Here is a 26,357-nt window from a genome sequence, read left to right on the forward strand (position 1 = left end):
ATAACATTTATACCGAATAATTGCTAAAATAACATTTCGGATAAATATTTTTCATCGGAATAGTTCATATATTCAAAAAAGTAATAATATTGTCTTCATCAACAAATTATTATCATGATGTCTTCAAATTCCAATTCTGACCAAAGCAAACTCCTTTACGAGTTATCGCAAGGGAGTGAACTGGCGTTTACAAAATTGTATAATGATTACAAAAATGTTGTTTTTTCTACTGCTTTAAAAATTACAAAATCCAGAATTTTAGCTGAAGAAGTGGTTCAGGATGTTTTTCTGAAAATTTGGCAGAATCATGAAAATCTTGCCGAAATAACCAGTATCGAAAACTATCTTTTCATTATTTCCCGCAACCATATTTTTGATATGATCAAGAAAATTGCGCGCGATACCTCTTTGGTTGTCGAAACGAATTACAAAAGCACGTCTGCAAACGATACTGATGATGCCATAAAAGACGATCAGTACAATGTGATTTTGAATCAAATAGTAGATCAGCTTCCGCCCCAACAACAAAAAATCTACAAAATGGCAAAGTGGGATGGTTTAAGTCACCAGAAAATTGGCGAAGATTTAGGCATTTCTACCGAAACGGTTAAAAAACATATGGCACAGGCTTTGAAGTTTGTCCGCCTTAAAATTTCACCTTACATGAACATGTTCATGACCTTTATGGTGTTTTTAAAACTGTAATTTCTTAAGTTACGAATAGCGAAATAAAGCGTTGTTTTATTTTTTTACATTTTTTTTACATTTTTTTCACTTTCAACTACTCCTTCCCTATTTTTTAATCGTCTTTATAATAAAGGGCATCATTTAATTGTGGTTTATTTCAATTTTAATGAGATTCTTTTAATTTTTATTTTACAACAAAAAACCCAAGTTTACCTATATAAACTATTATTAACTCACAAATCACAACAAATGCAACAAAAAGTATTTGAAGAATTATTTGAAAACTACCTTCAGAATAATCTAACGGAGGCAGACGAACAAAAACTGATGAATATTATTCAGCAAGGAAGTCATGATGATTTTATTAAAGAAAAAATTCAGCTTTTATTGAACAAAAATGAAAGTACAGAGTTGCTCGAGAAACAAAAAGGGGATGATATCCTGAGTTATATTCTTTCTCACTCTGATGCTCCTAAAGTTATTTCGATTCATGACAATAAAAAATCCTATAGAAAACTTGGACGGGCAATTGTTGCTATCGCTGCAGCGGTAACTATTTTATTTGCTATCAGAACGGCTTTCTTTTATGAAAATACACCTGATCCTTTAAAAAACAAAGAGGAAAAATTAGAGCAAATAAGTTCTGTTTTGGCTTTTAACGGAAAACAACTTATTCGTTTGCCTGACGGAAGTACGATTATCCTGAACGATAAAAGCAGCATTACCTACGACCAAAATGACTTTGATAAAGAAACCAGAGAAGTCACTTTATCCGGTGAGGCTTATTTTGATATTAAGCGAAACGAAAAAAAGCCTTTTATCGTACATACCGGTAAAGTAAGTACGAGGGTTTTAGGAACTGCTTTTAATATTAATGCTTACGATACATCTGATAATATTGAGATTACGGTGGAACGCGGAAAAGTACAGGTGGGTGATGTCAAAAAAATATACGGCGTGATTACTCCTAATCAGCAAATAAAAGTAAACAAGAATACTTTAGATTTTGAGCAAAATAACACCAAAATAGAAACCGTAATAACATGGAAAAGCAATTACCTTATTCTGGACGACATAAATATGGAAGAAGCTGTTGCGCTGATCTCTCAAAAATATAAAGTACCGATTGTATTAGCGAATGAAAACATTAAAAATTGCAGAATAACTGCCAGTTTCTTAAACGAAGAAGATCTGGAACATGTTCTAAAAGTGGTGTGCAGTGTTATTGAAACCAGCTATCATTACAACCAAAATAACGCCATCGTTCTGGAAGGGAAAGGTTGCGAATAAAACCAAATAACGGAGTATTAACCTTTAAAACTGATATAAAAAACTAACCAAAAATGAAATAAAAAAGCCATCTGGCTCCTACACCAGATGGCCGCGATTCTTAATAATTAATTCCAGTAACCATTAAAAAACATGCAAATTTATGAAATTACGCTGTAAAACAACCATGTTTGACAGGGAAAAGACATCTACGTCTTTTTTTAACCTGTCAAAAAAAACCATTATGATCATGCGAATCAGTTTATTCCACATTTTCTTACTGACCTGCGGCACTCACATGGTCTTTGCCAATGAAATGAGCGGTCAGAATTTAGAAGCTATATCTGTTGATATTGAACTTCATAATCAGGATATTAAAACCCTTTTTAAGACTATTGAAAATAAAACGGGATTGCTGTTTGCCTATCAGCCACAGGTTATAAAAGATTTCCCTAAAATAAGTACTCCAAAAGGAAGACGAAGTGTGAGCGATATTTTGAACACTGTACTTCAGGGAAGCAATTTAGTTTATAAACAGGTAGATAAAAACGTTGTGATTTATAGAAAAGAAAATCCTAAAACGGAAACGGAAACAATTAGTTCTAAAAAAGAAAATTCAGATGATGCTGATTATATGCTTTCAGGAAAAATTCTTGATGAAAATGGTCAGCCTTTACCCGGTGTAACTATTTCGCTTTTAGGTGGTAACAGACAAGGTGTTTCTGATTTTGACGGACAGTTTTATGTTCAGCTTCCATCAGGAAAACATACCTTAAGAGTATCGTACTTAGGGTATAAAACGCAGGACATTACGGTTGAAAACCAAGTATCTGTAACGATCAAAATGCAACCCGATTTAGCTAAACTGGATGAAATCGTCGTAATTGGTTATGGTACTACAACCAAAAGAACTTCGACAGGATCTGTAGTTAAAATTACTGCCGAAGATATTGAAAAACAACCTGTAACCAATATTCTGCAAACACTGCAAGGAAGAACCCCGGGTGTTTTTGTAACGCAGACTTCTGGTTATGCAGGAAGTGATATGAATATTAGTATTCGTGGCCGAAATTTTATTGCCGGAAACAATTTACCTCTTTATATTGTAGATGGCGTTCCCTATATTGGTGATGATATTAAGGAACAAGTTCAGGATCAAAGCGTTATTAGAGGTGCTCAAAAATCGACAAGTCCTCTTAATATTATCAACCCCAATGATATAGAAAGCATCGAAATCCTTAAAGACGCAGATGCTACGGCAATATATGGTTCAAGAGGTGCAAATGGTGTTGTATTAATTACGACCAAAAAAGGAAAATCAGGCAAAACAGAGTTTACAATAACTACTAATTCCGGGGTTTCTGAAGTAGCGCATATGGTAAAAACATTAGATACGCCGGCATATTTAAACATGCTTCAGACAGCTTTAAATAATAATGGTGATGTTGCTGATGTTGATAGTAATGGTATTGCTATTACAGACTGGGATCCTAATGCGCAAACGAACTGGCAGAAAAAATTAATAGGCGGCACGGCTAATTTCAACAATTATTCGGCTTCGCTGAAAGGCGGTAATGATACCACAAATTTTCTTCTAAGTGGTGCTTATCATAAAGAAACTACTGTAGTACCGGGAAATTTTAGCTATGATAAATTTTCTACTAACTTTAATATTAATCACAGTACAGAGGATAAAAAATTAAAAGTTGGTGCATCTGTAATTTTTGCGGCAGATAATAATAAACTGCCCTTTTTTGATATCACAACTTACGCTGTGGGCACTGCTCCTAACCGTCCGTTATACAATGCAGATGGCAGCTATTACTGGTCCCCGGACTATTTTAGCGATATAAACCCGCTTGCTGCTTTAGATAAAAGGGTTGAGGACAAAGGATTAAACTTAATTACAAGTTTGAGCCTTCAATATGAAATTGCAAAAGGGTTTTCTTTTAAAACAGATTTAGGATACGGAAGGGCTCAAATGCAAACGAAGCAGTTTATGCCGGCATCAGCTACGAATCATGTTTATGCCGAAGCTAATGGTGATAACTCAAATTTTCAGAGAGCGTATACCGTTTCAACTAATAATACCAATAATTTTACAGTTGAGCCTCAGCTTAATTACACAACAGCAGTATGGAAAGGAAACTTAACGGCACTTGTGGGAGGTTCATGGCAGAACAGAAAGTCTGAAATGCCTTCTTATGTTAACTCAAGCGGCTACAGCTCAGACAATTTAATTGGAAACCTGGGCACCGCAGAAAATGTAACAGCTAATAACGGAAGCGTAGAATACAAGTATATTTCGCTTTTTAGCAGAGTAAACTACAATATTCTAAATAAATACATTCTTAATATTAATTTTAGAAGAGATGGTTCATCCCGTTTTGGAGCCAATAATCGTTTTGGGAATTTTGGTTCTGTTGGAGGTGCGTGGGTTTTTACCCAGGAAAATTTCCTAAAAGATTCCACTTGGTTAAGTTTCGGGAAATTACGCTCTAGTTACGGAGAGATTGGAAGTGATGAAATTGGAGATTATCAATATGCTGAAACTTTTGATACTCGCACTTATGGTAACGGAAATGCTTCTATGGCTGCGGCGAGAATTGCAAATCCCAACATCAAATGGGGATTGACAAAGAAATTTGAAGCCGCACTTGATTTAAGTTTCCTAAATGACCGTATCTCTTTTACAGCAGCGTATTATAAAAATACTTCAAGCAATCAATTGGTAAGCTATACCCTTAGTGCGCAGGCAGGTTTTACTACTTATACGGCAAACTTACCGGCTGAAGTTGAGAATAAAGGATGGGAATTTACGCTGGGTACAACCAATATTCATACTAAAAACTTTAATTGGTCCACCTCTTTTAATATTTCAACCAATTCTAATAAATTAATATCATTTCCTGATATAGAATTTACCAGTTACTACTCTCAATATGTTGTTGGAAAACCTTTGGGCGGCAGATATGTATACAATTATACAGGTGTAAATGCTAACGGTATTGCTCAATTTGAAGATTTAAACGGAGATGGAAGAATCTCTACAGGATTTGCTGAAACCGGCAGAGGTGACAGAAGATATTATGGGCCTACTTATCCGCAATATTATGGTGGTATCTCGAATACTATTAGTTATAAAGCTTTTACACTTGACTTTTTATTTCAATTTGTAAAACAAGACGGTACTACTTTAATGTCTAGTACTGGGGCACAGCCGGGTTATCCTTACTCAACAGCAAATTTTCAGGTAGACGAGTATAATGATTATATAGCACAAGGAAATGTTTTAAGTTCAGGTTTTCAAAATAGTTTTTTCAATTATTTAGGATCAACTGCTTCTGTTACAGATGCATCTTATATCAAACTTAAAAATGTTAGCGCTTCTTACCAGATTCCTTTAGATCAGGCCACTAAGAAATATTTACAGAGTATCCGCCTTTCAGTTCAGGGACAAAACTTAGTAACATTTACTAAATACAAAGGACTTGATCCTGAAACACAGGGATTAGCATTGCCTCCCTTGCGTACGATAACTTTTGGAACTCAGTTTACATTTTAAATCTAAAAATCATGAAAAATATTTCTACTAAATATACCTGTATATTTTCGTTTTTTCTTTTATTAGGAATTACGAGCTGCGATGATGCTCTGGATGTTGATCTTCCCAGCAATCAGTTATCATCAGAAAGTGTGTATGCGACAGAGGCAACAGCTGAGGCTGCCGTAAATGGAATTTACCAAAGTATGGTTGCCGATTTTTATTATAGCAGTGTGCACTCTGTTTTGGGACAAACAGCTGATGAATTAGTACCCAGAACAGGTATTGCCAATGTTTACAGTTCTAATGAAATCCCGGAAACTGACGGAACTATAAACAGTAACTGGGGTGAATTATATAAAACAATCTATAACGCTAACAACGTAATCGAAGGCGTTACTAAAAGCACTTCGCTTAATGCCGTTAAAAGTAAACAATGGATTGCCGAAGCCAAATTTTTAAGAGCGTATACTTATTTTTACCTGACTAATCTTTGGGGCAATGTCCCTTTGGTACTTACAACAAATGTAGATGTATCGGCACTATTACCGCAATCGACACAAGAAACTGTTTATGCACAAATTGTGCTGGACTTAGCCGATGCTTCAAAAGATCTTCCAACAGATTATAAAAATTATGATCAGGAAAGAATCCGGGCTACAAAATGGGCAGCCGAAGCTTTATTGGCAAGAGTAAATCTTTATTTAGGAAAATGGGCGGAGGCATCGGCGCACGCAACTGCTGTAATTAATGAAACAGGAAATTACAAATTAATTACTGATCTGGCAGAAGAAAACAGTCCGTTTATTGCAGACAATGACGAAGCAATCCTGCAAATACCTTATTTTAATGTTTCTTATACTTACGAAGGATCTTCTGTATTTACAACCGGTGGAACTTTATTGCTAAGAAAAGGCAATGCGCTTTTTGAAACCGGTGACGCCAGAAAAACAAACTGGACCATTGATATTACAGATAGAAACGGTGTCTTTTTAGGTATTGCGCCTTATAAATATCAAAATAATTTTGGGGACTCTCCTTCTGAGCGCTCTACTCTGCTTCGATTAGCAGAACTTTATTTAATAAGAGCCGAAGCCAGGGTAAAATCAAATGATATTACTGGGGCTCAGCAAGATATTAACGTAATTAGAAACAGAGCTTTATTAAACAATACCACAATAACAGATACCAATCAATTGTTAGACTTAATTGCCCTTGAAAGACAACGCGAGTTCTTTGCAGAAAACGGACATAGATGGCTGGATCTTAAAAGAACCGGAAAACTAAATGAAACACTCTCTGTTTTATCTGATAAAATCTGGAAATCTACAGATAATTTATATCCAATACCAGAACCTGCTATTCGTTCTAATCCCTTTTTAACTCAAAATTCAGGATATTAAATAAATAAAATAAACGCAGGAATGTTACTTCAAAAACATTCTTGCGATTTTAAAAAACACTATGGAAACAACAATTGTAAGAGTTGAGGACTTGTCACATCAATACAGTAAGGATTGGGCAATACAAAATATTAGTTTTGAAATTAAAACAAATAGAATTTTAGGGCTTTTGGGCTCAAACGGAGCAGGAAAATCAACCACAATGAATATTCTTTGCGGCGTTTTGAACCAAACCAAAGGAAACATTTTTATTGATGGAATTAACCTGAAAGAAAACCCTGTAGAAGCTAAAAAGTTAATTGGTTTTTTACCCCAGACTCCGCCACTACATTTGGATTTAACGGTTGATGAATATTTGATTCATTGTGCCGAATTAAGACATGTAAAAAAGGAAGATTTAAAAAATGCTTTAGAGAAAGCCAAAGAACAATGCGGGATTTCTCATTTCAGCAACCGATTAATTCGAAACTTATCCGGAGGATACAGACAACGTGTGGGTATTGCTCAGGCTATTATTCATGAACCTAAATTAGTAGTTTTAGATGAACCAACCAACGGACTTGACCCGAACCAGATTTTAGAAGTTAGAAAATTAATCAAGAAAATATCAAAGGATAAAGCCGTTATTTTCTCCTCTCACATCCTATCTGAAGTTCAGGCAACGTGCCAGGATATCAGAATGATCGAAAACGGACATATGGTTTTTTCGGACACACTCGATGCTTTCAACAATCATATAGAAGCCGATAAATTAACCGCAAGTTTTGAAAATCCGCCGGCTCTTGAAGCATTAACAGAAATTCCTGAAATTACAGCTGCCGTTTTTCTTTCTCCAAAAAAAGTACAGGTAACCTTTACCGGAACACAGGAAGTTGCAGAAAAAATTATTACGCTAAGCGTCTATAACAATTGGAAATTGAGAGAAATTCAATTTGAAAAAGTATCTCTGGACGAAATTTTCGCACAATTATCTAAAAAAGCGCCTTCTAAAAACACTATTCTTTCTTAAAAAAAAATAAATAAATGAAAACTATATACAGAATAGCTAAAACAGAACTCAACACCATGTTTTACTCGCCTGTTGCGTGGGTTGTTTTAGTAATATTTTCAATTCAGTCGAGTTGGAAATTCTTCGACTCGCTCGTGCGTTTTGAAAAAGCACAAAAAATTGGAGAAGACATTGGTAATTTGTCACAATATATTTTTTCAGGATTCAATGGTTTGTATACTGAAATGCAAAATTATTTATATTTATATGTACCTCTCTTAACAATGGGATTGGTGAGCCGTGAAATTAACAGCGGTTCCATAAAACTTTTGCTCTCTTCGCCCATAAAAATCAAAGAGATAGTATTGGGTAAATACTTAGCCATTGCTACTTATTGTTTATTATTTATTTCAATATTAGGGCTTCAGGTTATAATTGCTTACTTCTCTATTGACAATTTAGACTTAAAATTTGTCATTTCAGGACTTATTGGGTTGTATTTATTGGTTTGCACCTACGCAGCTATTGGTTTATTTATGTCCTCCCTTACCTCATATCAGGTCGTTGCCGCCATTAGTACATTGGTTGTCCTGGCTGGTTTAAATTTTATTGGTAAATTATGGCAGGATGTCGATTATGTAAAAGATATTACGTATTTCCTTTCGATTGCCGGTCGTGCAAACGAAATGCTGGAAGGTCTTATTATTAGTAAGGATGTATTTTACTTTATATTGGTAAGCAGTCTTTTTATTGTACTTAGTATTTACAAATTAAAAACCGGAAGGGATGCTCAGAGTACTTCTAAAAGGGTTTTAAATTACACTGTATTAGTTACTGTAGTTCTTGTACTGGGTTACATAACATCCAGGGCTCCGTTAACATTTTATCAGGATATGACCCGTACTAAAAGCAGAACGCTTACAAAAAACAGTTTAGAGGTCGTCAAAAAAATACAAGGACCTGTTAAGATTACCACCTATGTAAACTTACTTGATATTAATTATTATGTGGCGATGCCTTACTCTCAAAATCAGGATATTTCGAGTTTTGAAAACTACACCCGTTTTTTACCACAAATACAAATGGAATATGTGTATTATTATGACACTTCAAATAATGAAGCTTTATATGCACAAAACCCGGGACTAAACGATAAGCAGCTTGCCCAAAAAATGATTGAATCGCAAGATTTAAAGCTGAAAAAATTGTATTCTCCTGAAGAGATCAAAAAAATAATTGATCTGAAACCAGAGCAAAACCGAGTAGTCAGAACGATAGAATACAACGGAAAGAAAACATTTTTAAGAATGTATGACGACTTATTTAAAGCTCCGAGCGAAAAAGAAATTTCGGCAGCTTTAAAACGTTTAGTTGTTTCTGTCCCAAAAATTGTTTTTGCAACAGGAAACCTGGAGCGCAGCATTGACAAAACCGGAGATAAAAATTATAAAACAGGATTTAACGAAATATCGTTTCGATATTCATTAATCAATCAGGGATTTGATGTTGCATCTGTAGATATTAATGCACAAAACATTCCGGAACAAACGGATATTTTAATTATCGCTGATCCAAAAACGCAATTAAGTCAGGGCGCTATTGATCGTATAAGCAAATATATTGATGAAGGAAAAAATGTAATACTATTAGCAGAACCCGAAACTAATTCGGCTCTAGCCACAATAATGGATAAATTGGGATTAAGTTATACTAAACAAGCTCTGGTTCAGGAAAGTGAAACCAACTCTCCGGATTATTTAGTAACTGATCTTCAAAAAAACATGGAACAGAATGGTATTAAATTTAGCAAAAGTAAAAACAATAATCCAATTCCGTTATTAGGAAGCAGCGGCATCAAAATCATCAAAGATGCAGGTTTTAAAGTAACGCCACTTTTAAAAACAAATAATCATCCGGCTTGGGAATCTCAAAGCGGTATTACTTCAATTTCCGAAGATTTAAAAAAGCAGGCTTCTACAACCTCTATTCCGCTTGTTGTCGCATTAAGCAGAAATATCAATGGTAAATCTCAAAAAATAATAGTCTCCGGAGATGCAGATTTTATGGGCAATGCCGAGTTAAGCCGAGGTGGTTCAGGGACATTTCAGTTTTTTACAGATATTTTCAGTTGGATCAGCAATTATGAATTTCCAATTGATACAACACGCCCGGAAAATACAGATAAGAAAATAACCTTAGATGCGAATCAGATTTTTATCAGTAAAATGGTATTCATGGGGCTATTTCCTTTATTGATTGTATTAAGTGCTGCTTTTATATTGATTAGAAGAAACAGAAGATAAAAAACAAAAAAATGCAGAAAAATCAAAAAAATATCATGATTGGGATTCTAATGTTATCGTTTCAGATAACATTAGCCCAATTCAAAACTACAATTCCGCTGGATAAAAATGTTACCACGGGTAAACTTAAAAACGGATTAACCTATTATATTCTACACAACGAAGAACCTAAGGATCGTGCGAGTTTTTACTTTGTTCAAAATGTGGGTGCTATATTAGAAGACGACAATCAAAACGGACTGGCGCATTTTCTGGAACATATGGCTTTTAACGGAACAGAACATTTTAAAGGAAAAGGAATTATTAAAATGTTAGAGAAAAACGGAGTAAGTTTTGGTAAGGATATCAACGCCTACACGGCTCAGGACGAAACGGTTTATAACATTAGCAGTGTTCCGGTTAACAACCAGAAACTAATCGATTCTACTCTGTGGGTTTTGCACGACTGGTCTGGTTCCCTGTCTCTTACAGATTCGGAAATAGATGCCGAAAGAGGTGTCATCAGAGAAGAATGGAGAACGCGCAGAACAAGCGGTTTTCGTTTAAAAAGCCAAACGGATCAGGTTTTATATAAAGGTTCTAAATATAGCAAACGCGATGTTATTGGCGATTTAAATATCATCAACAATTTTAAATATCCGGAACTTAGAAACTATTACAAAAAATGGTACCGTCCGGATTTGCAAGCGGTAATTGTTGTGGGAGACATTGATGTTAAAACTATAGAAAAAAAGATAAAATCAATATTTTCAGGCATTCCGCTGGATAAAAAAGCAACGCCGCGCAATTATTTTGATATCCCCAAACATGATGAATTGTATTTTGGAACTGCATCTGATAAAGAAGCTTCTTCAACTTCAGTTACCTTGCAATATGTTCTGGATGAACCGTTGGTTAAGGATGAAAACGTGACACGCAAAAACGTAATGAATTCATTTTATACTAGTATCCTGAACAATCGTTTTAAAGAATTACTCTTAAAAAACCAGAGTTCAAGCCTGAACCTAAAAAGTTATTTTGAACCTGTTTCAAGATTAAATACCTCTTTTAATATTTCGGCTTTAGCCAAAAAAGGAAAAGTTCTGGAAGCATTTGAGGATGTTTATACAGAAACGGAACGAATGAAACGTTACGGTGCCGTTCAATCAGAATTAGACCGTACTAAAAAAGATTTTATCAGTTCGTATGACGATTTTATCAAAAACAAAGACAAAGTCGATAATGACACCTGGGCAGATAAGCTGACCAATTATTTTTTGAAAGCAAAACCCTTTCTTGCCCCGCAAGATGATTATAATTTAATTGTTGGCATCATAAAAAGTATTTCTTTAGAAGAGCTGAATGCGTACGCCAAAACCATTCAAAAACCAACAAATCAGGTGGTTTTAATAACAGGTTCTGATAAAGACCAAAACGACTTTCCTAAAAAAGAAGCCGTTGTCGAAGTGATGAAAAAGGTTGAAAACATGACTTTAGAACCTTATACTAAAAAAGAAAATAATGCGCCATTAATAGCCAGAGAATTAAAACCTGCTGCGATCAAAAATACTTTTGATGTAGATGGTATTAAGAATGCAAAAGGATATATATTAGAAAATGATGCAAAAGTAATCGTATTGCCAACCACGTATTCTCAGGATCAGATTATTTTTTCGGCTTATTCTAAAGGGGGGAAATCTCTGGTAAAAACAGAAGATCTGGCTTCTGCCGAAATTTCTACAACAATTGCAAGATCATCAGGTCTGGGTGATTTTGACAACATGGGATTAAAAGAAAAACTAACCGGAAAAGTAGCGCAGGCCTCTCCTTTTATTGGCGATAATACACAAGGATTTCAGGGAGGTTCTAATAAGGCTGATTTCGAAACTATGCTGCAATTGCTTTATCTTTCTTTTGAAGCGCCACGTTTTGACCCCAACATTTTTAATATTCTAAAAGAGCAGTACAAAAACAATCTTGAAAATATTAAACAAGACAACGAAAACACTTTTAAGGATACTATTGAGCTGGCCAATTCTAATTACAACCCGCGTACATTTATATTCAACGATAAATTCCTTGAAACGATTGATCTGAAAAAAGCAGAAAACATTTACCGTGACCGCATTAAAAATGCTGCCGATTTCACCTTTATTTTTGTTGGAAATATTCCGGATGGTGGTTTAGAGTTAATTCAGAAATACATTGGAAATATTCAATCCAATCCGGCTTTAAAGGAAAATTATGTTGATCATAATATCGAACCTAAAAAAGGAAAAACCGAAGTTCATTTCACACGCCCAATGGAAGTGGCGAAAACAACTGTTTATTTAAACCTTACCGGAACGATAGAATACAGTAAAGAAAATGCTTTGTCGATGTATGTTATCGGAGAAATATTATCCAAACGATTCCTGCAGACCATTCGCGAAGAAGAAGGCGGCAGTTACGGCGTAAACGTGGGCGGTAATCTGGAAGTAATTCCAAAACCAACTTTTAGCCTTGCCCTTACTTTTGACTGTAATCCTGACAAAGAAGAAAAATTGATGCAGATTGTCTGGAAAGAATTAAACGATTTAAAATCAAATCCTGTCAGCGCAAATGATCTGGAAGACATTAAAAAAGCACTTTTAAAAAACAGGGAAGAATCGCTTAAAACCAATTCTTTCTGGAACAACACATTATATAACAACAGTTTAAGTCAGATTCCGTTTTTACAGGATGAAGAATATAAAAATTTAATTTCTAAAATTAATCAAAAAACTATTCAGCAGTTTAGTAAGCACGTTTTGGATAGTTCTAGTAGTGTCGAAGTTATTATGAGCCCTGAAAAAGGAAAGTAAAACTTTAGGATACATTTTTTTATTTTATTAGTCATTAAAGGTTGTCTTGCCAGGACAGCCTTTTTTGTTTTTGCATTTTACGGCCAAAAAAAGGAAACACACAGCAACACTTCAAAACAAAAAAACGCCTCATTGCTGAGACGTTCTTCAAATTTATTCCTGTTATTTAGTGACGATCATTATGTCCGTGATCCTTGTCTTTATTAGAATTGCCATTTCCGGAGTTTCCTTTTCCGGAATTCCCTTTTTTGGGTTTGTCCTTACCATTCTGTTTATTGCTTTTCTCCGGTTTATTTCCTCTGTTTTTTTGAGGGCTTCCATGATATCCTTTTGGATAATTAGTTCTGTGTTTGGTATGATACGTATAAGGAGTATTTCCTCTATAATCATTTAAAACTACTTTATATCCACTATACAAATCATACTGTCTGTATTTTGAAGGCAATCTGTTTTGGCGAACCCACGTACCATTATTATCATAAATAAACTGGCTTTGATTCACATCATAATAAGTATCAATGTCCGGTAAATAATAATATCTGCTATCGTCATTCCCTTGTGGTCCCCAGTTTGGTGGTGTACCAATATTAACATTGACCGAAACTTGCGCGTTTGCAAAAATACCCATCAAGAGTATTAAAGCGATTCCTAATTTTTTCATTTTTTGTGGTATTAAGTATTATTTGATTTGTAACAAAGCGAAAGTAGTGCCATTTATTTGCCTTTCTCCTATTCATTATACCGAAAGGCAAAACCAATCGACGAACAGGACCTCACAACCGACAAAAAGTTAAAAATAAAAAAACGCCTCAAAATTTTGAGGCGTTTTTATTTTAACAATTTTTAATTAACGATGATGATAAAAATTTATTTCCATCCACCACCTAAAGCGCGGTACAAATCAACCACTGCTTGTAATTTTTGTAGATTATCATTGATACCACTCAATTGAGCCGCTAAAAGATTTTGTTCTGATGTTAATACATCGGTATAATTGGTAGCCGAACTATATTCTAAAAGCTGTTGCGTAAAATCAACCGCTTTTGTTAAGGCTTCAATTTGTTTTTCTCTTGAATCTTGTTTTTCAACTGCCATTTCATACGCATACAAAGCATTTGAAACTTCCTGACCCGCAACTAAAAGGCTTTGTTGGAAATTATTCATTGCCTGCATTTGTCTCGATTGCGCGCTTGTTAATCTCGCTTTATTAAGTCCCTGATTAAAAAGTGGCTGTGTTAATCCGCCAATTAAAGAGTAAAAAACAGAATTAGTAAAGAAATCCGTTAATTGTAAATTCGAGAACCCGCCACTTGCTGTAAGGGTCAAACTTGGATAAAAATAAGTTTTAGCCATATTTGTGGTTTCAAAAGCAGTTCTGAAATCAAACTCAGCCTGACGAACATCAGGACGATTTTCCAGCAATTGTGCCGGTAAACCAATCTCCAGTTTTTCAGGAATTACCTGATCTCCTAAAGTCCCTCTTTCCACCGGACCAGAAGGCTGACCTAATAAAATATTAAGCGCATTTTCGGTTTCACGAATGTTTCTTTTTAAATCCGGAATCAAAACTTCGGCTGCGTGTTGGTTCGCTTCACTTTGAACCACAGATGCTCCGGTTACGATTGCTCCTTCTTTTAAAGCTTTGATTACTTCAACATTTTTAATACGGCTTTCTAATGTCGATTTAGTAATTTCTAACTGTTTATCATACGCTAACAATAAAAAATAGTTGTTGGCAATGTCTGAAATTAATTGTGTCTGAACAGCTTGTTTAGCAGCATCTGTAGAAAGATAAGTCGCTAAAGCAGCTCTTTTAGAACTACTCAGTTTTCCCCAGATATCAGCTTCCCATGATGTACTCAAACCTAATTTATATGTCGTTGTTAAGGTATTGATATTGATTCCTGCCGGAAAGTTCAATCCTGCTTCAGATTGTTTGGTACGCGTTACGTTCGCATCAGCATTCAAAGTGGGGTAATACGCTAATTTTGTCTGACGTAAAGAGGCGCGCGCCTGAACGATATTTTCAATTGCATTTTTCAGGTTCAGGTTCTGATCTAATCCTTTTTGAATTAACGCTTTCAGTCTGTCATCTTTAAAAACGGTTTGCCACGGCATATTCGCCATCGTAGTCGAATCGGCAGAAGCCTGATCACGATACAGCTTATCCGTTGAAACCGCCGCTGGACGTTCGTATTTCTTGGTAACGCACGCACTTAAAAGTACGGCTGCAACTACCATAAGAATATATTTATTTGAACTATGAGTCATTTTTTCTTAATTAAATTATTACTCTTTATGAGCTTCTATCAATTTTACTTCCTCTTCATCATCATCGTCATCATCATAACCTTCTTTTGCCGGTCCGCTTACTCTTTCCTGTAAAGACTGGAAAATGATAAACAAAATCGGAATAACAAATACTCCTAATATGGTTCCGATTAACATACCTCCAACAGCTCCTGTACCAATTGATTTATTCCCGACAGCTCCTGCTCCGGAAGCAAACATTAAAGGAACAAGTCCTAAAATAAAGGCGAATGAAGTCATTAAAATTGGACGTAAACGTGCTACAGCTCCTTCAATTGCTGCCTGAACAATTGGCATTCCTTTTCGTCTTCTTTCCAAAGCAAATTCAACAATCAAAATACCGTTCTTCGCCAGCAATCCAATCAACATGATTAAGGAAATCTGCAAATAAATATTACTGTTTAATTTGAAAATGATCGAGAACAAATACGCTCCTGCCAATCCAAACGGAATAGAAAACAATACTGCAAATGGTAAAATATAACTCTCGTATTGAGCACTTAATAAAAAGTAAACAAACACAAGACATAATATAAAGATGAAAATAGTTTCACTACCTGATGCTAATTCCTCACGTGTTAATCCTGAAAATTCGTAACCATAACCTGATGGCAGATTTTCTGCTGCAACTTCCTGAATCGCTTTAATCGCATCTCCTGAACTAAATCCCGGATTTGGCGCTCCTGTAATGGCGATAGAAGAGAAAAGGTTAAATCTTGAAATAGATTCCGGTCCAAAAACTCTGGTCATTTTTACAAACTCAGTAATTGGAGCCATATTTCCGGCACTGTTTCTAACAAATATTTTGTTCAGTCCTTCTGTATTGGTTCTGAATTCTGGCGAAGCCTGAATCATTACACGGTATTGTTTCCCGAATTTATTAAAATTCGAAGCATATAAACCTCCGTAATACCCTTGCATCGTTGATAAAATGGTATTAACCGGAACTCCTGCATCTTTTGCTTTTGCCAGATTAATATCCATCATATATTGAGGGAAACCAGGATTAAAAGGCGTAGTTGCATATTGTATTTCAGGACGTTTTGCTAATTTCTCTAAGAACTCAGTATTTACTTTAAAGAATTCTGATGTTGTATGTCCTCCTTTATCCTGTAATTGGAATTCAAATCCACCACTTTGTCCAAATCCCTGAATAGTTGGCGGAGAAATAAAGAAGATATTAGCCTCACGGATTCCGCTTGTTTTCGCAAAAAGCTGACCAATAACATCGTCAACACTCAAATCACGTTTGTCCCACGTTTCCAGTTTTACAATAACCATACTGTAGGCACTACCCGCACCTGCCGTAAAGTTTTGCCCCACAATTCTCAGGGTATTTTTAACACCGGGAATAGTTTTGGCAATACTGTCTACTCTTTTGGCAATAACATCAGAACGTTCCATAGAAGCCGATGGCGGTAAACTAATATTCGCAAAAACAGTTCCCTGATCTTCTGCAGGAACGAAAGCTGATGGCGTAGTTTTCATCATATAAAACAATGCTGCACCTGCAAAAACAATTGATGCTAATACAATCCATTTTTTAACAGAAAGAAACTGAACTGATCTTTTATATTTATTGGTAACGTTATCAAAAGCAACGTTAAACGATGTATAAAATCTTTGAATGAAACTTTTATGTTTGTGATCGTCTGCGTGTGGTTTTAAAAGCAAAGCACATAAAGCAGGACTTAAAGTCAAGGCATTAATCGCCGAAAGGATAATTGCAACGGCTAATGTGATACCAAATTGTTTGTAGAAAACCCCTGTAGATCCTGTAATAAAAGTTACCGGAATAAATACGGCAGCCATTACAAGTGTGATCGAAATAATCGCTCCGGAAATTTCATCCATCGCATCAATCGTTGCTTTTTTAGATGATTTATAACCGTGATCCAGTTTGGCGTGTACTGCCTCGACGACCACAATTGCATCATCGACCACAATACCAATCGCAAGTACCATCGCAAAAAGCGTTAATAAGTTGATCGTAAACCCAAATAAATTCAGGAAGAAAAACGTTCCCACAATTGCCACCGGAACCGCAATTGCCGGAATTAAAGTGGATCTAAAATCCTGAAGGAAGATAAACACAACAATAAATACCAATATAAAAGCTTCAATTAAAGTATGAATTACCTTTTCGATCGAAGCATCTAAGTTTTCGTTAACGTCAACAAGAATTGTATATTTTACTCCTTTGGGGAAATTTTTTGCAGCCTCTTCAATAAGTGCCTTAGAGTTGTTAATTACATCACGCGCATTTGATCCCGGAGTCTGGCTAATGGCCATTGCCGCAGATTCTACACCGTTTGTTTTAATTGTTGATGTATAACTTAAAGCGCCTAACTCTACTTTTGCAACATCTTTTAATCGTAACATTTGTCCGTTACCAACAGATTTGATGATGATATCACCAAATTCCTTATCGCTGGTCAAACGTCCTTTATATTTAATTACGTATTGAAAAGCCTGAGCTCCGTTCTCACCAAATTTACCTGGTGCAGCTTCGATATTCTGTTCTGCCAAAGCAGCCGAAATATCACTTGGAATCAGTTTGTATTGTTGCATGATATCCGGTTTTAACCAGATTCTCATAGAATAATCTTTTGCACCAAAAACGGTTACATCTCCTACTCCAACTACACGCTGAATTTGCGGAACAAGATTAATCTTCGCATAATTTTGAAGGAAAGTCTGGTCGTATGCTTTATCATCACTATAAAGTGAGAAGATTACCAGGTTACTACTCTGACTCTTTGTTACCGTTACACCAGCCTGAGTAACCTCTACCGGTAATAAACTCGTAGCTCTTGAAACCCTGTTTTGAACGTTTACCGCTGCTAAATCAGGATTTGTTCCTACTTTAAAGAAAATTTTGATAGAAGCATTTCCATCATTTGTAGCAGTAGAAGTCATGTAAGTCATGTTTTCTACACCGTTAATTTGCTCTTCAAGCGGAATTACAATACTTTTAAGTACAACATCTGCATTGGCACCTGTATAACTTGCCGAAACGTTTACTGTAGGTGGAGCGATATCAGGATATTGAGATATAGGTAACTCAATAAGTCCTAAAACTCCCAGAATAACAATAATAACAGATATTACCGTCGAAAGTACAGGTCTTTGTATGAATATTTTAAACATTTTTTTCTTATTTTAAGTCAGCGTAAACCGTTTCCTGATTCTGATTTTGAGCTTTAATTTCGGTTCCTTCTTTTAAAGCAGCAACTCCTTCTAATACTATTTGATCTCCTGCTTTTAAGCCGCTTGTAACAACATAATAATTTCCTGCTGTGTTTTCAAGTTTGGTAATATTGACGTTTTTCGTTTTTCCGTCTTTCCCTACTGTAACTGCAAATATTTTATCCTGAAGTTCGAATGTAGCACTTTGAGGAACTAGGATTACATCTTTAACATAATTCGGAATCCTAACTGTAGTACTGCTTCCGCTTCTGATAATTCCTTTTGGATTTGCAAAACGTGCTCTGATATTTACCGTACCCGTTTCTGTATTGATTAATCCGTTTACGGTTTCAATATGTCCTTTTTCATCATAAACAGAACCATCTGAAAGTAAAAGTGAAACGGCAGGTATTTGTTTGATTTTTTGTGCCAATGAAGTTCCTGCACCGCTTTGAGTGAAAGTAAGCAAGGCTTTTTCGTTCATGGCAAAATAGGCATAAACGTTACCAATACTGGAAACTGTTGTTAAAGGATCTGCTGTATTTGAACTTACCAAACTTCCTAAACGAAAGGGAATTGAACCTACAACGCCGTTAACCGGACTTGTAACTGTAGTATATCCTAAATTAGTTTTGGCATTTACTAAAGCTGCATTTGCCTGGGCTACTGCTGCTAAAGCCGAATCATAAGAATATTGAGCCGATTCAAGGTCATATTTACTAATGATTCCTTTTTCAACAAGGGGCTTCACTTTATTTACAGCTAATTTTGCTGCACTTAAATCTGCCTGAGCGCTTTTTATACTTGCAGATGCCGTACGAACTTGTTGCTCATATTCCGGCGCGCTGATTTTGAATAAAGGCTGTCCCGCTTTTACAACAGCACCTTCGTCAACAAAAATCTTGTCGATGTAACCTTCAACTCTGGGTCTGATTTCAATATTTTGCTGTCCCTGAATACTTGCAGGAAAGTCATTATTTAATGTAGCTGATTTTGTTTCCAAAGTCAGCGTTTTATACTCTTTAACTTGTTGTGCACCTCCGGCCTGTGCCGATTTGTCATTTTTCTTACCGCAAGACGCGATGATAATAGATGCTGCGAGAATGCTTAAAAAGGATTGCTTATTCATTGTGAAAAATGTGTAATTATCAATTTATATCGTAACAAAAGAACTAAAATATAACAAACGAAAAATTTTCAATAGACGGAGGGTAAAAAACAATCGATAGATATACCATCAGAACCGATGGAAATTTATTTAACGACAGATATGTATTTTAAAACAGGCTCGTCGGCTCTAAAATGGTTTTTACGGGTTCTCATTCTATTTTGGGCGATTCGTTTGATATCATTTATAAATATAATGTAATATTGTCACAAAATCAAACTTCACAATGTCACCAAACTTTTTTAAACCGTACATATCCACCGGATTACATATTCTTGCCTGGTTATTATTGGGATTCACACTGCTGTTTTATATTCCATTGACATGGAATATTGTGCTGCCCGAAGTTTTCTGGTTATGGCAATCGATTGTATTGCTTTTTATGATTGTTGTTTTTTATGCTAATGCTCTAATAATAGTTCCACGAACCATTATAACCGATAAAATAAGTCCATTTTTCCTGTGGGCACTTTTTATCATTTTTGCTATGCAGTTTGTCGCTTACGTCTATAATTATAATACTGATTTGCACAATAAGCTTGCAATTATTCTGGGTTTTAAAAAATACCGAAATGATTATTTTGATAATTATGTGTTTACGATAAGCCTCTTGGTATTAGGAATCAGTACAAGCTGGGCGATGTTACATCATTGGCAAAAAGCCGCACAACACAAGCAAAAACTGGAGCAGGATAAAACAATGGCTGAACTTGCTATGTTAAAAGCACAGATTAATCCGCACTTTTTCTTTAATTCGCTTAACAGCATTTATTCCCTTACTTATACCAATATTGAAGATTCTCGCGTTGCACTTCATACCTTAAGCCGTATGATGCGCTATTTACTGTACAGCACCGAAGGCGAAAGAACTACTTTACTAAAAGAAGCCGATTTCATGAAAGATTTTATAGCTTTGATGAAGCTTCGCGCCAATAGTAAACTGACGATAACGACAGATATTCCCGAAAAAATACACGATTATCCTATTGTTCCCATGTTATTGTTACCTTTAGTAGAAAATGCTTTTAAACACGGCGTTCATGCTACAGATAAAAGTGAAATCCATATTAAACTGAGACAACAGGGAAATAACCTGGAGTTTGAAGTTGAAAATACTTTTTTTGAAAAAACGTCGACAACAGATCAGGGCGGAATTGGGTTAACGAATACCAAACGCAGATTGCATTTAATTTATCCGCACAAGCATATTATGACTTGCGGTCTTGATAAAAACGGAAAATATAAAGTAAATCTGCAAATAACTTTAGAACAATGATTGTATTAAAATGTATAGCAGTAGATGATGAACCACTCGCATTGAGACTGGTTGAAACCTTTATAGAACAAACTCCGTTTTTAGAATTAGCATGCAGCTGTGATAACGCCGTTGAAGCCATGACTTTAATACGCGAACAACAACCGGATATTGTTTTTTTAGATATTAATATGCCTAATTTAACGGGTATGGAACTTGCCCGCCTTTTACAGGAACAGCCGGGACCATTACCTAAAATTATTTTTACAACCGCCTATAATCATTATGCGATTGAAGGTTATAAAGTAAATGCAGTAGATTATCTTTTAAAACCTTTTAGCTACGAAGAATTTTTACGCGCCGCCAACAAAGTGCTGCAAATGTCTGAAGAAGCCTCCAATCATTTTCAATCCATTGCGACAGATGATGAATTTATATTTTTGAAAGTAGAATATCAATGGGTTAGAATTTCCTTAAAGGATATTTTATACATCGAAAGTTTAAAAGATTATGTAAAAGTCCATCTTGAAGATACCGAAAAAACATTAATGTCGCTGATTTCGCTTAAAGCGCTTGAAGAAAAACTGCCCTCAGCAAAATTCATGCGAATCAACCGATCCTTTATTGTTTCGTTAGAAAAAATAAATGCGATCAGCAAAAATTCAATCTTCGTTAATAAAACCGAAATAACTGTTGGGGAACAATACAAAGAAACCTTTAAAACCATTGTAGAAAAATGGTTGAAATAATTTGTTGCGTTCTGCCGGACTTATATGTCGCTCCGCCGGAGCTTTGTAAACGTTAAAAAATAATTGCTATAAATATAACACTCCGCTGGAGTTTTTTTTAAAGTCCCAGAGGGACGTAATATTTATAGAAGACGTAATATTTATAGAAATGTAAGATAGACGTCATCACAGAACCCCATCGGGGTGAAATATATACTAAAAAAATGAAAAAATGTCGCTTCACCAGGGCTTTGTAAATATTTACAAAAATTATAATTTATGATCGCCGACATTTAGAAACTACAGAATAAATCTAATATAAAATGGAAAAAAAATCAAACAAATATTACTTGACATTAAGTCTGAAAGAATATGCAAACGGTGAAACCGAACCTGCAAAAGAACTCGGATTACAATTTGACAATCACGATGAAATCTTCGGTATTATAGAGAGAATAAAAGATAAAAATATTTTTGAAGATCCAAACGAAGCGGCACAATTTGCCATTGGATTAAAATTATTTAGTGAAATAAAATTAAAACACAGGAAGAATCCACTTTTTGATGAATTGAATGAAGTGTTTCCTCTATTCATGAAAAAATTAAAAAGCTTGTAGTTATCTACAAGCTTTTTTTTTATTTTAGTTTTCAAAGTTCATTACATTCTGTTATTTATTTTAGCGCGCAAAGTCGCAAAGACGCAAAGTTTTAATGCAATTGTTTCGCGTCTTTGCGACTTTACTTGAGATTTTTATATGTGGTTTTACTTCGATTTAAAAATATTGCTTCAAACAAATCGTTTTATTTCCTAAATTTAGTTTTTCAAATTTAAACTATGGACAAACTAACCAAAGAAGATATTAGTCAGGAAGTATTTGATTTATATGATGATTACGCCCACAATAAAATCAACCGAAGACAATTTGTCGAAAAACTATCCATATTTGCCGTAGGTGCGGTTACTTTGCCTTCGCTTTTAAGTTTTATGACGCCTAATTATGTTGATAGTATTTTAATTCTGCCAACAGATCCACGATTAAAAACAGGTTATATCAATTATGATTCACCAAAAGGCGGAGGAAGTATCAAAGCACTTTTGTCCCAACCGTCTGAAACCAAAAAAAAATTACCCGGAATTATTGTAGTTCACGAAAATCGCGGTCTGAATCCTTATATTGAAGATGTTGGACGAAGAGCCGCTGTCGAAGGTTTTATCACGCTTGCTCCGGATGCTTTATCTCCGTTAGGTGGTTATCCGGGAAATGACGATGCAGGACGTGAATTACAAAAAAAGCGTACCCGCGAAGAAATGCTTGAAGATTTTATCGCAGCTTATGAATATCTCCACTCACATCCGGATTGTAACGGTTATATTGGCGTAGTCGGGTTTTGTTTTGGCGGATGGATTTCAAATATGATGGCAGTAAAAATTCCCGCTTTGGCTGCAGCCGTTCCTTATTACGGCGGACAACCCACAAAAGAAGAAGCCGAACAAATAAAAACCCCCTTATTATTACATTATGCAGGTTTAGATACCCGCGTAAACGAAGGCTGGCCGGCATTTCAGGAAGTACTCAACAAAAACAAAGTCGAAAATACAGCTTACTTTTATCCCAACGTAAATCATGGTTTTCATAACAATACAACGCCCAGATACGACGAAACTGCGGCAACTTTATCATGGACAAGAACCATTGATTTTTTTAAGGAAAAATTAAAATAGAAATAGTGATTAATTGGGATCACGATTAAATGTTGTGGAAACATAAAAGATATTAGTAGTTAATTGAAGTTACTAGTTTAGTAACTTCAATTAATATTTTAAAAAAAAACTTTAATGATTTTTACCGCATAGCATGCAAAGATTTTTATAATAAAGTGTGTTGACAAACACAAAGTTCGCAAAGCTTTGTGTTGACCTGGCTTTGTGAACTTTGTGTTTATATCGATCCTCCCTGGCAAAAAATCTTTGCGTGCTTTGCGGCAATTTTTTTTTCACTTCAATGGTTTTATTGATTGTCATAAAAAAAAATGCCTCAACTATTTGAGGCATTTTTTTATTTAAGGATAATGAAAAATTAAGCTTTAGCTTTTCTTTTTACAGTACAGCCAATTTCTTTAGTTTCAGTTATAGCCGGTTTTTGATTACTTTTTAAAGATGCGATAACCTCTTCGGCATATTTAGTTTTCTCTTTTTTAGTTCCTTCCGGATCATTATCGATTGCTCCTACATATTCTACAACATTTCCTTTAGCTGTTTTTGAAACGATGAAAAGATGTGGGGTATGTTTTGCACCATATTGATCTGTTACAACTTGCCCCTGATCGAATAAATAAGGGAAAGGATATTTTTTATCTTTTGCCAATTGCTGCATTTTATCAAAAGCATCCGCTTTAGAAGCTTCAGGATCATTTGGGTTAATCGCAATTACAGGATATCCTTGTGGCTTGAATTTTTTATCTAATTCGATAATTCTTTGCTCATAAGCCACTGCATATGGACAGGTATTACAAGTAAAAACCACAATAAAACCTTTTGCTTTTGGGTAACTCGAAAAAGAAATTTCTTTGCCATCAACATTCTTTAATTTGAATTCCGGTGCCGGTTCTCCCGCTTTAAGCGTAGTCGATTGTGCGTGAGCAAATAAGATACTAAATACTAGTACCGTGATTGTAGTAATGAACTTTTGCATAATTTATAGTTTTTTATATTCAGTTAATAATTGTTCGTAGGTAAGTTCAGATTCTATAAAGTTTCTTTTATCGCCTTTAATAAATATCGTTGCCGGAATACTTCCTGACCAGCCTTTGTCAATTCGGTCAATATATTCCTGCGGATTACTTTCATTCAATAAAAAAACCTGACTTTTCATGTTTTTTCTCTTCACAAACGGAATCACAGCCGATGTTAGTTTTGATTTAAAATCAACACTAATCAATACAACTGCCAGTTTCTCTGATTTGTATTCGGCATTCAGTTTTTCAAAATGAGGTAATTCCTTTATACAAGGCGCGCACCATGTTGCCCAAAAATTCACAACATACGTACTGTCTTTTCCATTCCTGATTCTTTCGTTCAATTGATCAATGTTTATCAACTTCACATTTTGACTATATCCTGCTATAGAAATAGCAAAGAATAAAAAACTATAAATTTTAAAGGTGCGGATCTTCATATTTGTTGGTGCCAAAATTAATTTTTGCCTTACAAATATAAACTAATGCCATTTTAGTTTTTGTTAATAAAAGTTTAATGACTACAAATTTGCCACAAAGGCAAGAATTTACAAAGTTTATTTTTTTACATGCTGACTTTCAATAATAAAACCAGCCCAAAACTTAAAATTTAAATTTGGTCTGGTTTAATTGAATTTAAGTAATCAGCTTATTTTTTAAAAAGATATTTTCTAAGTTCTGCACCCGCGTGAATGAATAATGATTTTGTCTGAGGAATCTCAGCTAACGGATTCAGTAATCCGAAGTCGTGAATCGTTCCGTTGTAACGAATTGTAGTTACGGTCACTCCTGCTTCATCCAGTTTTCGTCCAAAAGCTTCTCCTTCCTCACGAAGTACATCCGCTTCAGCAACCTGAATCAAAGTTGGCGGCAACCCTTTTAATTGTTCTAAAGTAGCATTCAATGGCGATGCATAAATTTGCGCTCTTTCCTTTGGATCTTTCGTGTATTGGTCATAAAGCCATTTCATTAATGGAGTCGTTAAAAAACGGTCTTTTCCAAATCGTCTGTAAGTCTCATTATCAAAATCAGCCGCAACTATTGGCCAAAGCATGATAAGAGATTTAATTTTAGGACCGTTATTTTCTTTTGCTTTTAATGCCGTAACAACCGTCATATTGCCTCCAACGCTGTTGCCTATAATCGAAAGATTTTTTCCGTCTACATTAATTTCTGCACCATTATCTGCAACCCATTTTGTAGCCGCATAAATTTCGTTCACCGCTTGCGGATATTTCGCTTCCGGAGATGGCGTATAATTTACAAAAACGCCAACGGCACCAGATTGAAGCACTAAATCCCTAACCATTCTTTTATGCGTGGGATAGTCTCCTAAAACCCAGCCACCGCCATGAATAAAGATAAAAACCGGCAAAGCCTCTTTAGCATCTTTAGGACGCATGATATTCAATTTTATCGTATATCCATCTGCTTTGATCGTTTTTTCGGATTCATCAACGCCTGAATAATCAAATGTTACAGATGCCTGAGCACCAACCAAAACTTTTCTGGCATCTGCCGGAGTCATGGTTTCTAATGGTTTTCCGCCTGAATTCAAAACAGCTAAAAATGCCTTAACATCTTTTGAAATTTCCGGATCCTGAGCTACAGGCGGAATCGCATTTTTAGTCTGCGAAAATGCATTTTGTGTGCTTATACTAATCAATAAGATCAATATAAATGAAAGTGATTTTTTGTTCATGATTTTTTATTTTAATTAATAAATATTTCATGAACTTGTATTCAAAGAGTATTCCTTGAATTTAAAAAATTGATTTACAAATAGTTATTAAAAAATACCGCATTTATAATAATGATATGCCGTAAATTTATAATGTGTTACTTAACATTTATAACCAAAATACTACCACAATCTTGTCATCCTGACGCAGGAAGGATTGCATTCGACTATCGATAAAGAAAAATGCTGCTTCTGTACGGAGTTTCTGTTGTGA

The 26,357-nt window shown here is 35.1% G+C and carries 18 protein-coding genes; 11 read left to right on the forward strand and 7 right to left on the reverse strand.

Annotated elements, in window-relative coordinates; all coding sequences use genetic code 11:
* Positions 1–114: 114 nt before the first annotated feature.
* The 7 genes from ACHRVX_RS19045 to ACHRVX_RS19075 all read left to right on the forward strand — a co-directional run bounded on the left by ACHRVX_RS19045 (position 115) and on the right by ACHRVX_RS19075 (position 13,016).
* Positions 115–705, forward strand: a complete 591-nt coding sequence (locus tag ACHRVX_RS19045) for an RNA polymerase sigma factor (protein ID WP_395335096.1) — start codon at positions 115–117, stop codon at positions 703–705.
* A gap of 231 nt (positions 706–936) precedes the next feature.
* Positions 937–1,977 carry a FecR family protein gene (locus ACHRVX_RS19050; protein WP_395335098.1) on the forward strand — a complete coding sequence of 347 codons (1,041 nt, stop codon included), beginning with the start codon at positions 937–939 and terminating at the stop codon, positions 1,975–1,977.
* Between the two features lie 142 nt (positions 1,978–2,119).
* Positions 2,120–5,521 carry a TonB-dependent receptor gene (locus ACHRVX_RS19055; RefSeq protein ID WP_395335100.1) on the forward strand — a complete coding sequence of 1,134 codons (3,402 nt, stop codon included), beginning with the start codon at positions 2,120–2,122 and terminating at the stop codon, positions 5,519–5,521.
* Between the two features lie 11 nt (positions 5,522–5,532).
* Positions 5,533–6,903 (forward strand): RagB/SusD family nutrient uptake outer membrane protein, encoded by a 1,371-nt coding sequence (locus tag ACHRVX_RS19060; RefSeq protein ID WP_395335102.1) that lies wholly within the window; start codon positions 5,533–5,535, stop codon positions 6,901–6,903.
* Between the two features lie 61 nt (positions 6,904–6,964).
* A complete protein-coding gene (locus ACHRVX_RS19065) occupies positions 6,965–7,912 on the forward strand; it encodes an ABC transporter ATP-binding protein (RefSeq protein WP_395335105.1) in 948 nt (315 codons plus the stop codon).
* A 14-nt stretch (positions 7,913–7,926) separates the two neighbouring features.
* Entirely contained in the window at positions 7,927–10,194 is a 2,268-nt protein-coding gene (locus ACHRVX_RS19070; RefSeq protein WP_395335107.1) for a Gldg family protein, read from the forward strand.
* Positions 10,195–10,205: 11 nt separating this feature from the next.
* Positions 10,206–13,016, forward strand: coding sequence for a M16 family metallopeptidase (locus ACHRVX_RS19075; protein WP_395335109.1), 2,811 nt, complete (start codon positions 10,206–10,208; stop codon positions 13,014–13,016).
* A gap of 166 nt (positions 13,017–13,182) precedes the next feature.
* Here the strand turns inward: ACHRVX_RS19075 and ACHRVX_RS19080 are convergent, their stop codons facing one another.
* From ACHRVX_RS19080 to ACHRVX_RS19095, 4 genes are all read right to left on the reverse strand, one after another.
* The gene (locus ACHRVX_RS19080; protein WP_395335111.1) at positions 13,183–13,677 is read right to left on the reverse strand and encodes a hypothetical protein; all 495 of its coding nucleotides are present in this window, start codon (positions 13,675–13,677) and stop codon (positions 13,183–13,185) included.
* Between the two features lie 206 nt (positions 13,678–13,883).
* The gene (locus ACHRVX_RS19085) at positions 13,884–15,287 is read right to left on the reverse strand and encodes an efflux transporter outer membrane subunit (protein ID WP_395335113.1); all 1,404 of its coding nucleotides are present in this window, start codon (positions 15,285–15,287) and stop codon (positions 13,884–13,886) included.
* Between the two features lie 18 nt (positions 15,288–15,305).
* Entirely contained in the window at positions 15,306–18,476 is a 3,171-nt protein-coding gene (locus tag ACHRVX_RS19090) for an efflux RND transporter permease subunit (protein WP_395335115.1), read from the reverse strand.
* Between the two features lie 7 nt (positions 18,477–18,483).
* The gene (locus ACHRVX_RS19095; RefSeq protein WP_395335117.1) at positions 18,484–19,644 is read right to left on the reverse strand and encodes an efflux RND transporter periplasmic adaptor subunit; all 1,161 of its coding nucleotides are present in this window, start codon (positions 19,642–19,644) and stop codon (positions 18,484–18,486) included.
* 265 nt (positions 19,645–19,909) lie between these two features.
* Here ACHRVX_RS19095 and ACHRVX_RS19100 point away from each other — a divergent pair, with 265 nt between their 5' ends.
* From ACHRVX_RS19100 to ACHRVX_RS19115, 4 genes are all read left to right on the forward strand, one after another.
* A complete protein-coding gene (locus tag ACHRVX_RS19100; protein ID WP_395335119.1) occupies positions 19,910–20,959 on the forward strand; it encodes a sensor histidine kinase in 1,050 nt (349 codons plus the stop codon).
* Positions 20,956–21,687 (forward strand): LytR/AlgR family response regulator transcription factor, encoded by a 732-nt coding sequence (locus ACHRVX_RS19105; protein WP_395335122.1) that lies wholly within the window; start codon positions 20,956–20,958, stop codon positions 21,685–21,687. Before ACHRVX_RS19100 ends, ACHRVX_RS19105 begins: the two co-directional genes overlap by 4 nt.
* A 302-nt stretch (positions 21,688–21,989) precedes the next feature.
* Positions 21,990–22,283, forward strand: a complete 294-nt coding sequence (locus ACHRVX_RS19110) for a DUF3861 domain-containing protein (protein WP_395335124.1) — start codon at positions 21,990–21,992, stop codon at positions 22,281–22,283.
* 218 nt (positions 22,284–22,501) lie between these two features.
* Complete coding sequence (locus tag ACHRVX_RS19115) at positions 22,502–23,389, forward strand: dienelactone hydrolase family protein (RefSeq protein ID WP_395335126.1); 888 nt, start codon at positions 22,502–22,504, stop codon at positions 23,387–23,389.
* 355 nt (positions 23,390–23,744) lie between these two features.
* Here ACHRVX_RS19115 and ACHRVX_RS19120 read toward each other — a convergent pair whose 3' ends face one another.
* The 3 genes from ACHRVX_RS19120 to ACHRVX_RS19130 form a co-directional block, all read right to left on the reverse strand.
* Positions 23,745–24,359, reverse strand: a complete 615-nt coding sequence (locus ACHRVX_RS19120) for a thioredoxin family protein (protein ID WP_395335129.1) — start codon at positions 24,357–24,359, stop codon at positions 23,745–23,747.
* A 3-nt stretch (positions 24,360–24,362) separates the two neighbouring features.
* Positions 24,363–24,842, reverse strand: a complete 480-nt coding sequence (locus ACHRVX_RS19125; protein WP_395335131.1) for a redoxin domain-containing protein — start codon at positions 24,840–24,842, stop codon at positions 24,363–24,365.
* Between the two features lie 209 nt (positions 24,843–25,051).
* Positions 25,052–26,104 carry an alpha/beta hydrolase gene (locus tag ACHRVX_RS19130; protein ID WP_395335133.1) on the reverse strand — a complete coding sequence of 351 codons (1,053 nt, stop codon included), beginning with the start codon at positions 26,102–26,104 and terminating at the stop codon, positions 25,052–25,054.
* Positions 26,105–26,357: the final 253 nt, after the last annotated feature.

This window comes from Flavobacterium sp. FlaQc-47, from assembly GCF_044006475.1.
Classification (GTDB): Bacteria; Bacteroidota; Bacteroidia; order Flavobacteriales; family Flavobacteriaceae; genus Flavobacterium.

Coding starts and splice junctions, on each gene's coding strand:
- ACHRVX_RS19115 (WP_395335126.1), top strand. CDS start 22,502: ATGGACAAACTAACCAAAGAAGATATTAGTCAGGAAGTATTTGATTTA.
- ACHRVX_RS19070 (WP_395335107.1), top strand. CDS start 7,927: ATGAAAACTATATACAGAATAGCTAAAACAGAACTCAACACCATGTTT.
- ACHRVX_RS19100 (WP_395335119.1), top strand. CDS start 19,910: ATGTCACCAAACTTTTTTAAACCGTACATATCCACCGGATTACATATT.
- ACHRVX_RS19120 (WP_395335129.1), bottom strand. CDS start 24,359: ATGCAAAAGTTCATTACTACAATCACGGTACTAGTATTTAGTATCTTA.
- ACHRVX_RS19105 (WP_395335122.1), top strand. CDS start 20,956: ATGATTGTATTAAAATGTATAGCAGTAGATGATGAACCACTCGCATTG.
- ACHRVX_RS19065 (WP_395335105.1), top strand. CDS start 6,965: ATGGAAACAACAATTGTAAGAGTTGAGGACTTGTCACATCAATACAGT.
- ACHRVX_RS19050 (WP_395335098.1), top strand. CDS start 937: ATGCAACAAAAAGTATTTGAAGAATTATTTGAAAACTACCTTCAGAAT.
- ACHRVX_RS19085 (WP_395335113.1), bottom strand. CDS start 15,287: ATGACTCATAGTTCAAATAAATATATTCTTATGGTAGTTGCAGCCGTA.
- ACHRVX_RS19130 (WP_395335133.1), bottom strand. CDS start 26,104: ATGAACAAAAAATCACTTTCATTTATATTGATCTTATTGATTAGTATA.
- ACHRVX_RS19125 (WP_395335131.1), bottom strand. CDS start 24,842: ATGAAGATCCGCACCTTTAAAATTTATAGTTTTTTATTCTTTGCTATT.
- ACHRVX_RS19060 (WP_395335102.1), top strand. CDS start 5,533: ATGAAAAATATTTCTACTAAATATACCTGTATATTTTCGTTTTTTCTT.
- ACHRVX_RS19110 (WP_395335124.1), top strand. CDS start 21,990: ATGGAAAAAAAATCAAACAAATATTACTTGACATTAAGTCTGAAAGAA.
- ACHRVX_RS19095 (WP_395335117.1), bottom strand. CDS start 19,644: ATGAATAAGCAATCCTTTTTAAGCATTCTCGCAGCATCTATTATCATC.
- ACHRVX_RS19075 (WP_395335109.1), top strand. CDS start 10,206: ATGCAGAAAAATCAAAAAAATATCATGATTGGGATTCTAATGTTATCG.
- ACHRVX_RS19090 (WP_395335115.1), bottom strand. CDS start 18,476: ATGTTTAAAATATTCATACAAAGACCTGTACTTTCGACGGTAATATCT.
- ACHRVX_RS19080 (WP_395335111.1), bottom strand. CDS start 13,677: ATGAAAAAATTAGGAATCGCTTTAATACTCTTGATGGGTATTTTTGCA.
- ACHRVX_RS19055 (WP_395335100.1), top strand. CDS start 2,120: ATGAAATTACGCTGTAAAACAACCATGTTTGACAGGGAAAAGACATCT.
- ACHRVX_RS19045 (WP_395335096.1), top strand. CDS start 115: ATGATGTCTTCAAATTCCAATTCTGACCAAAGCAAACTCCTTTACGAG.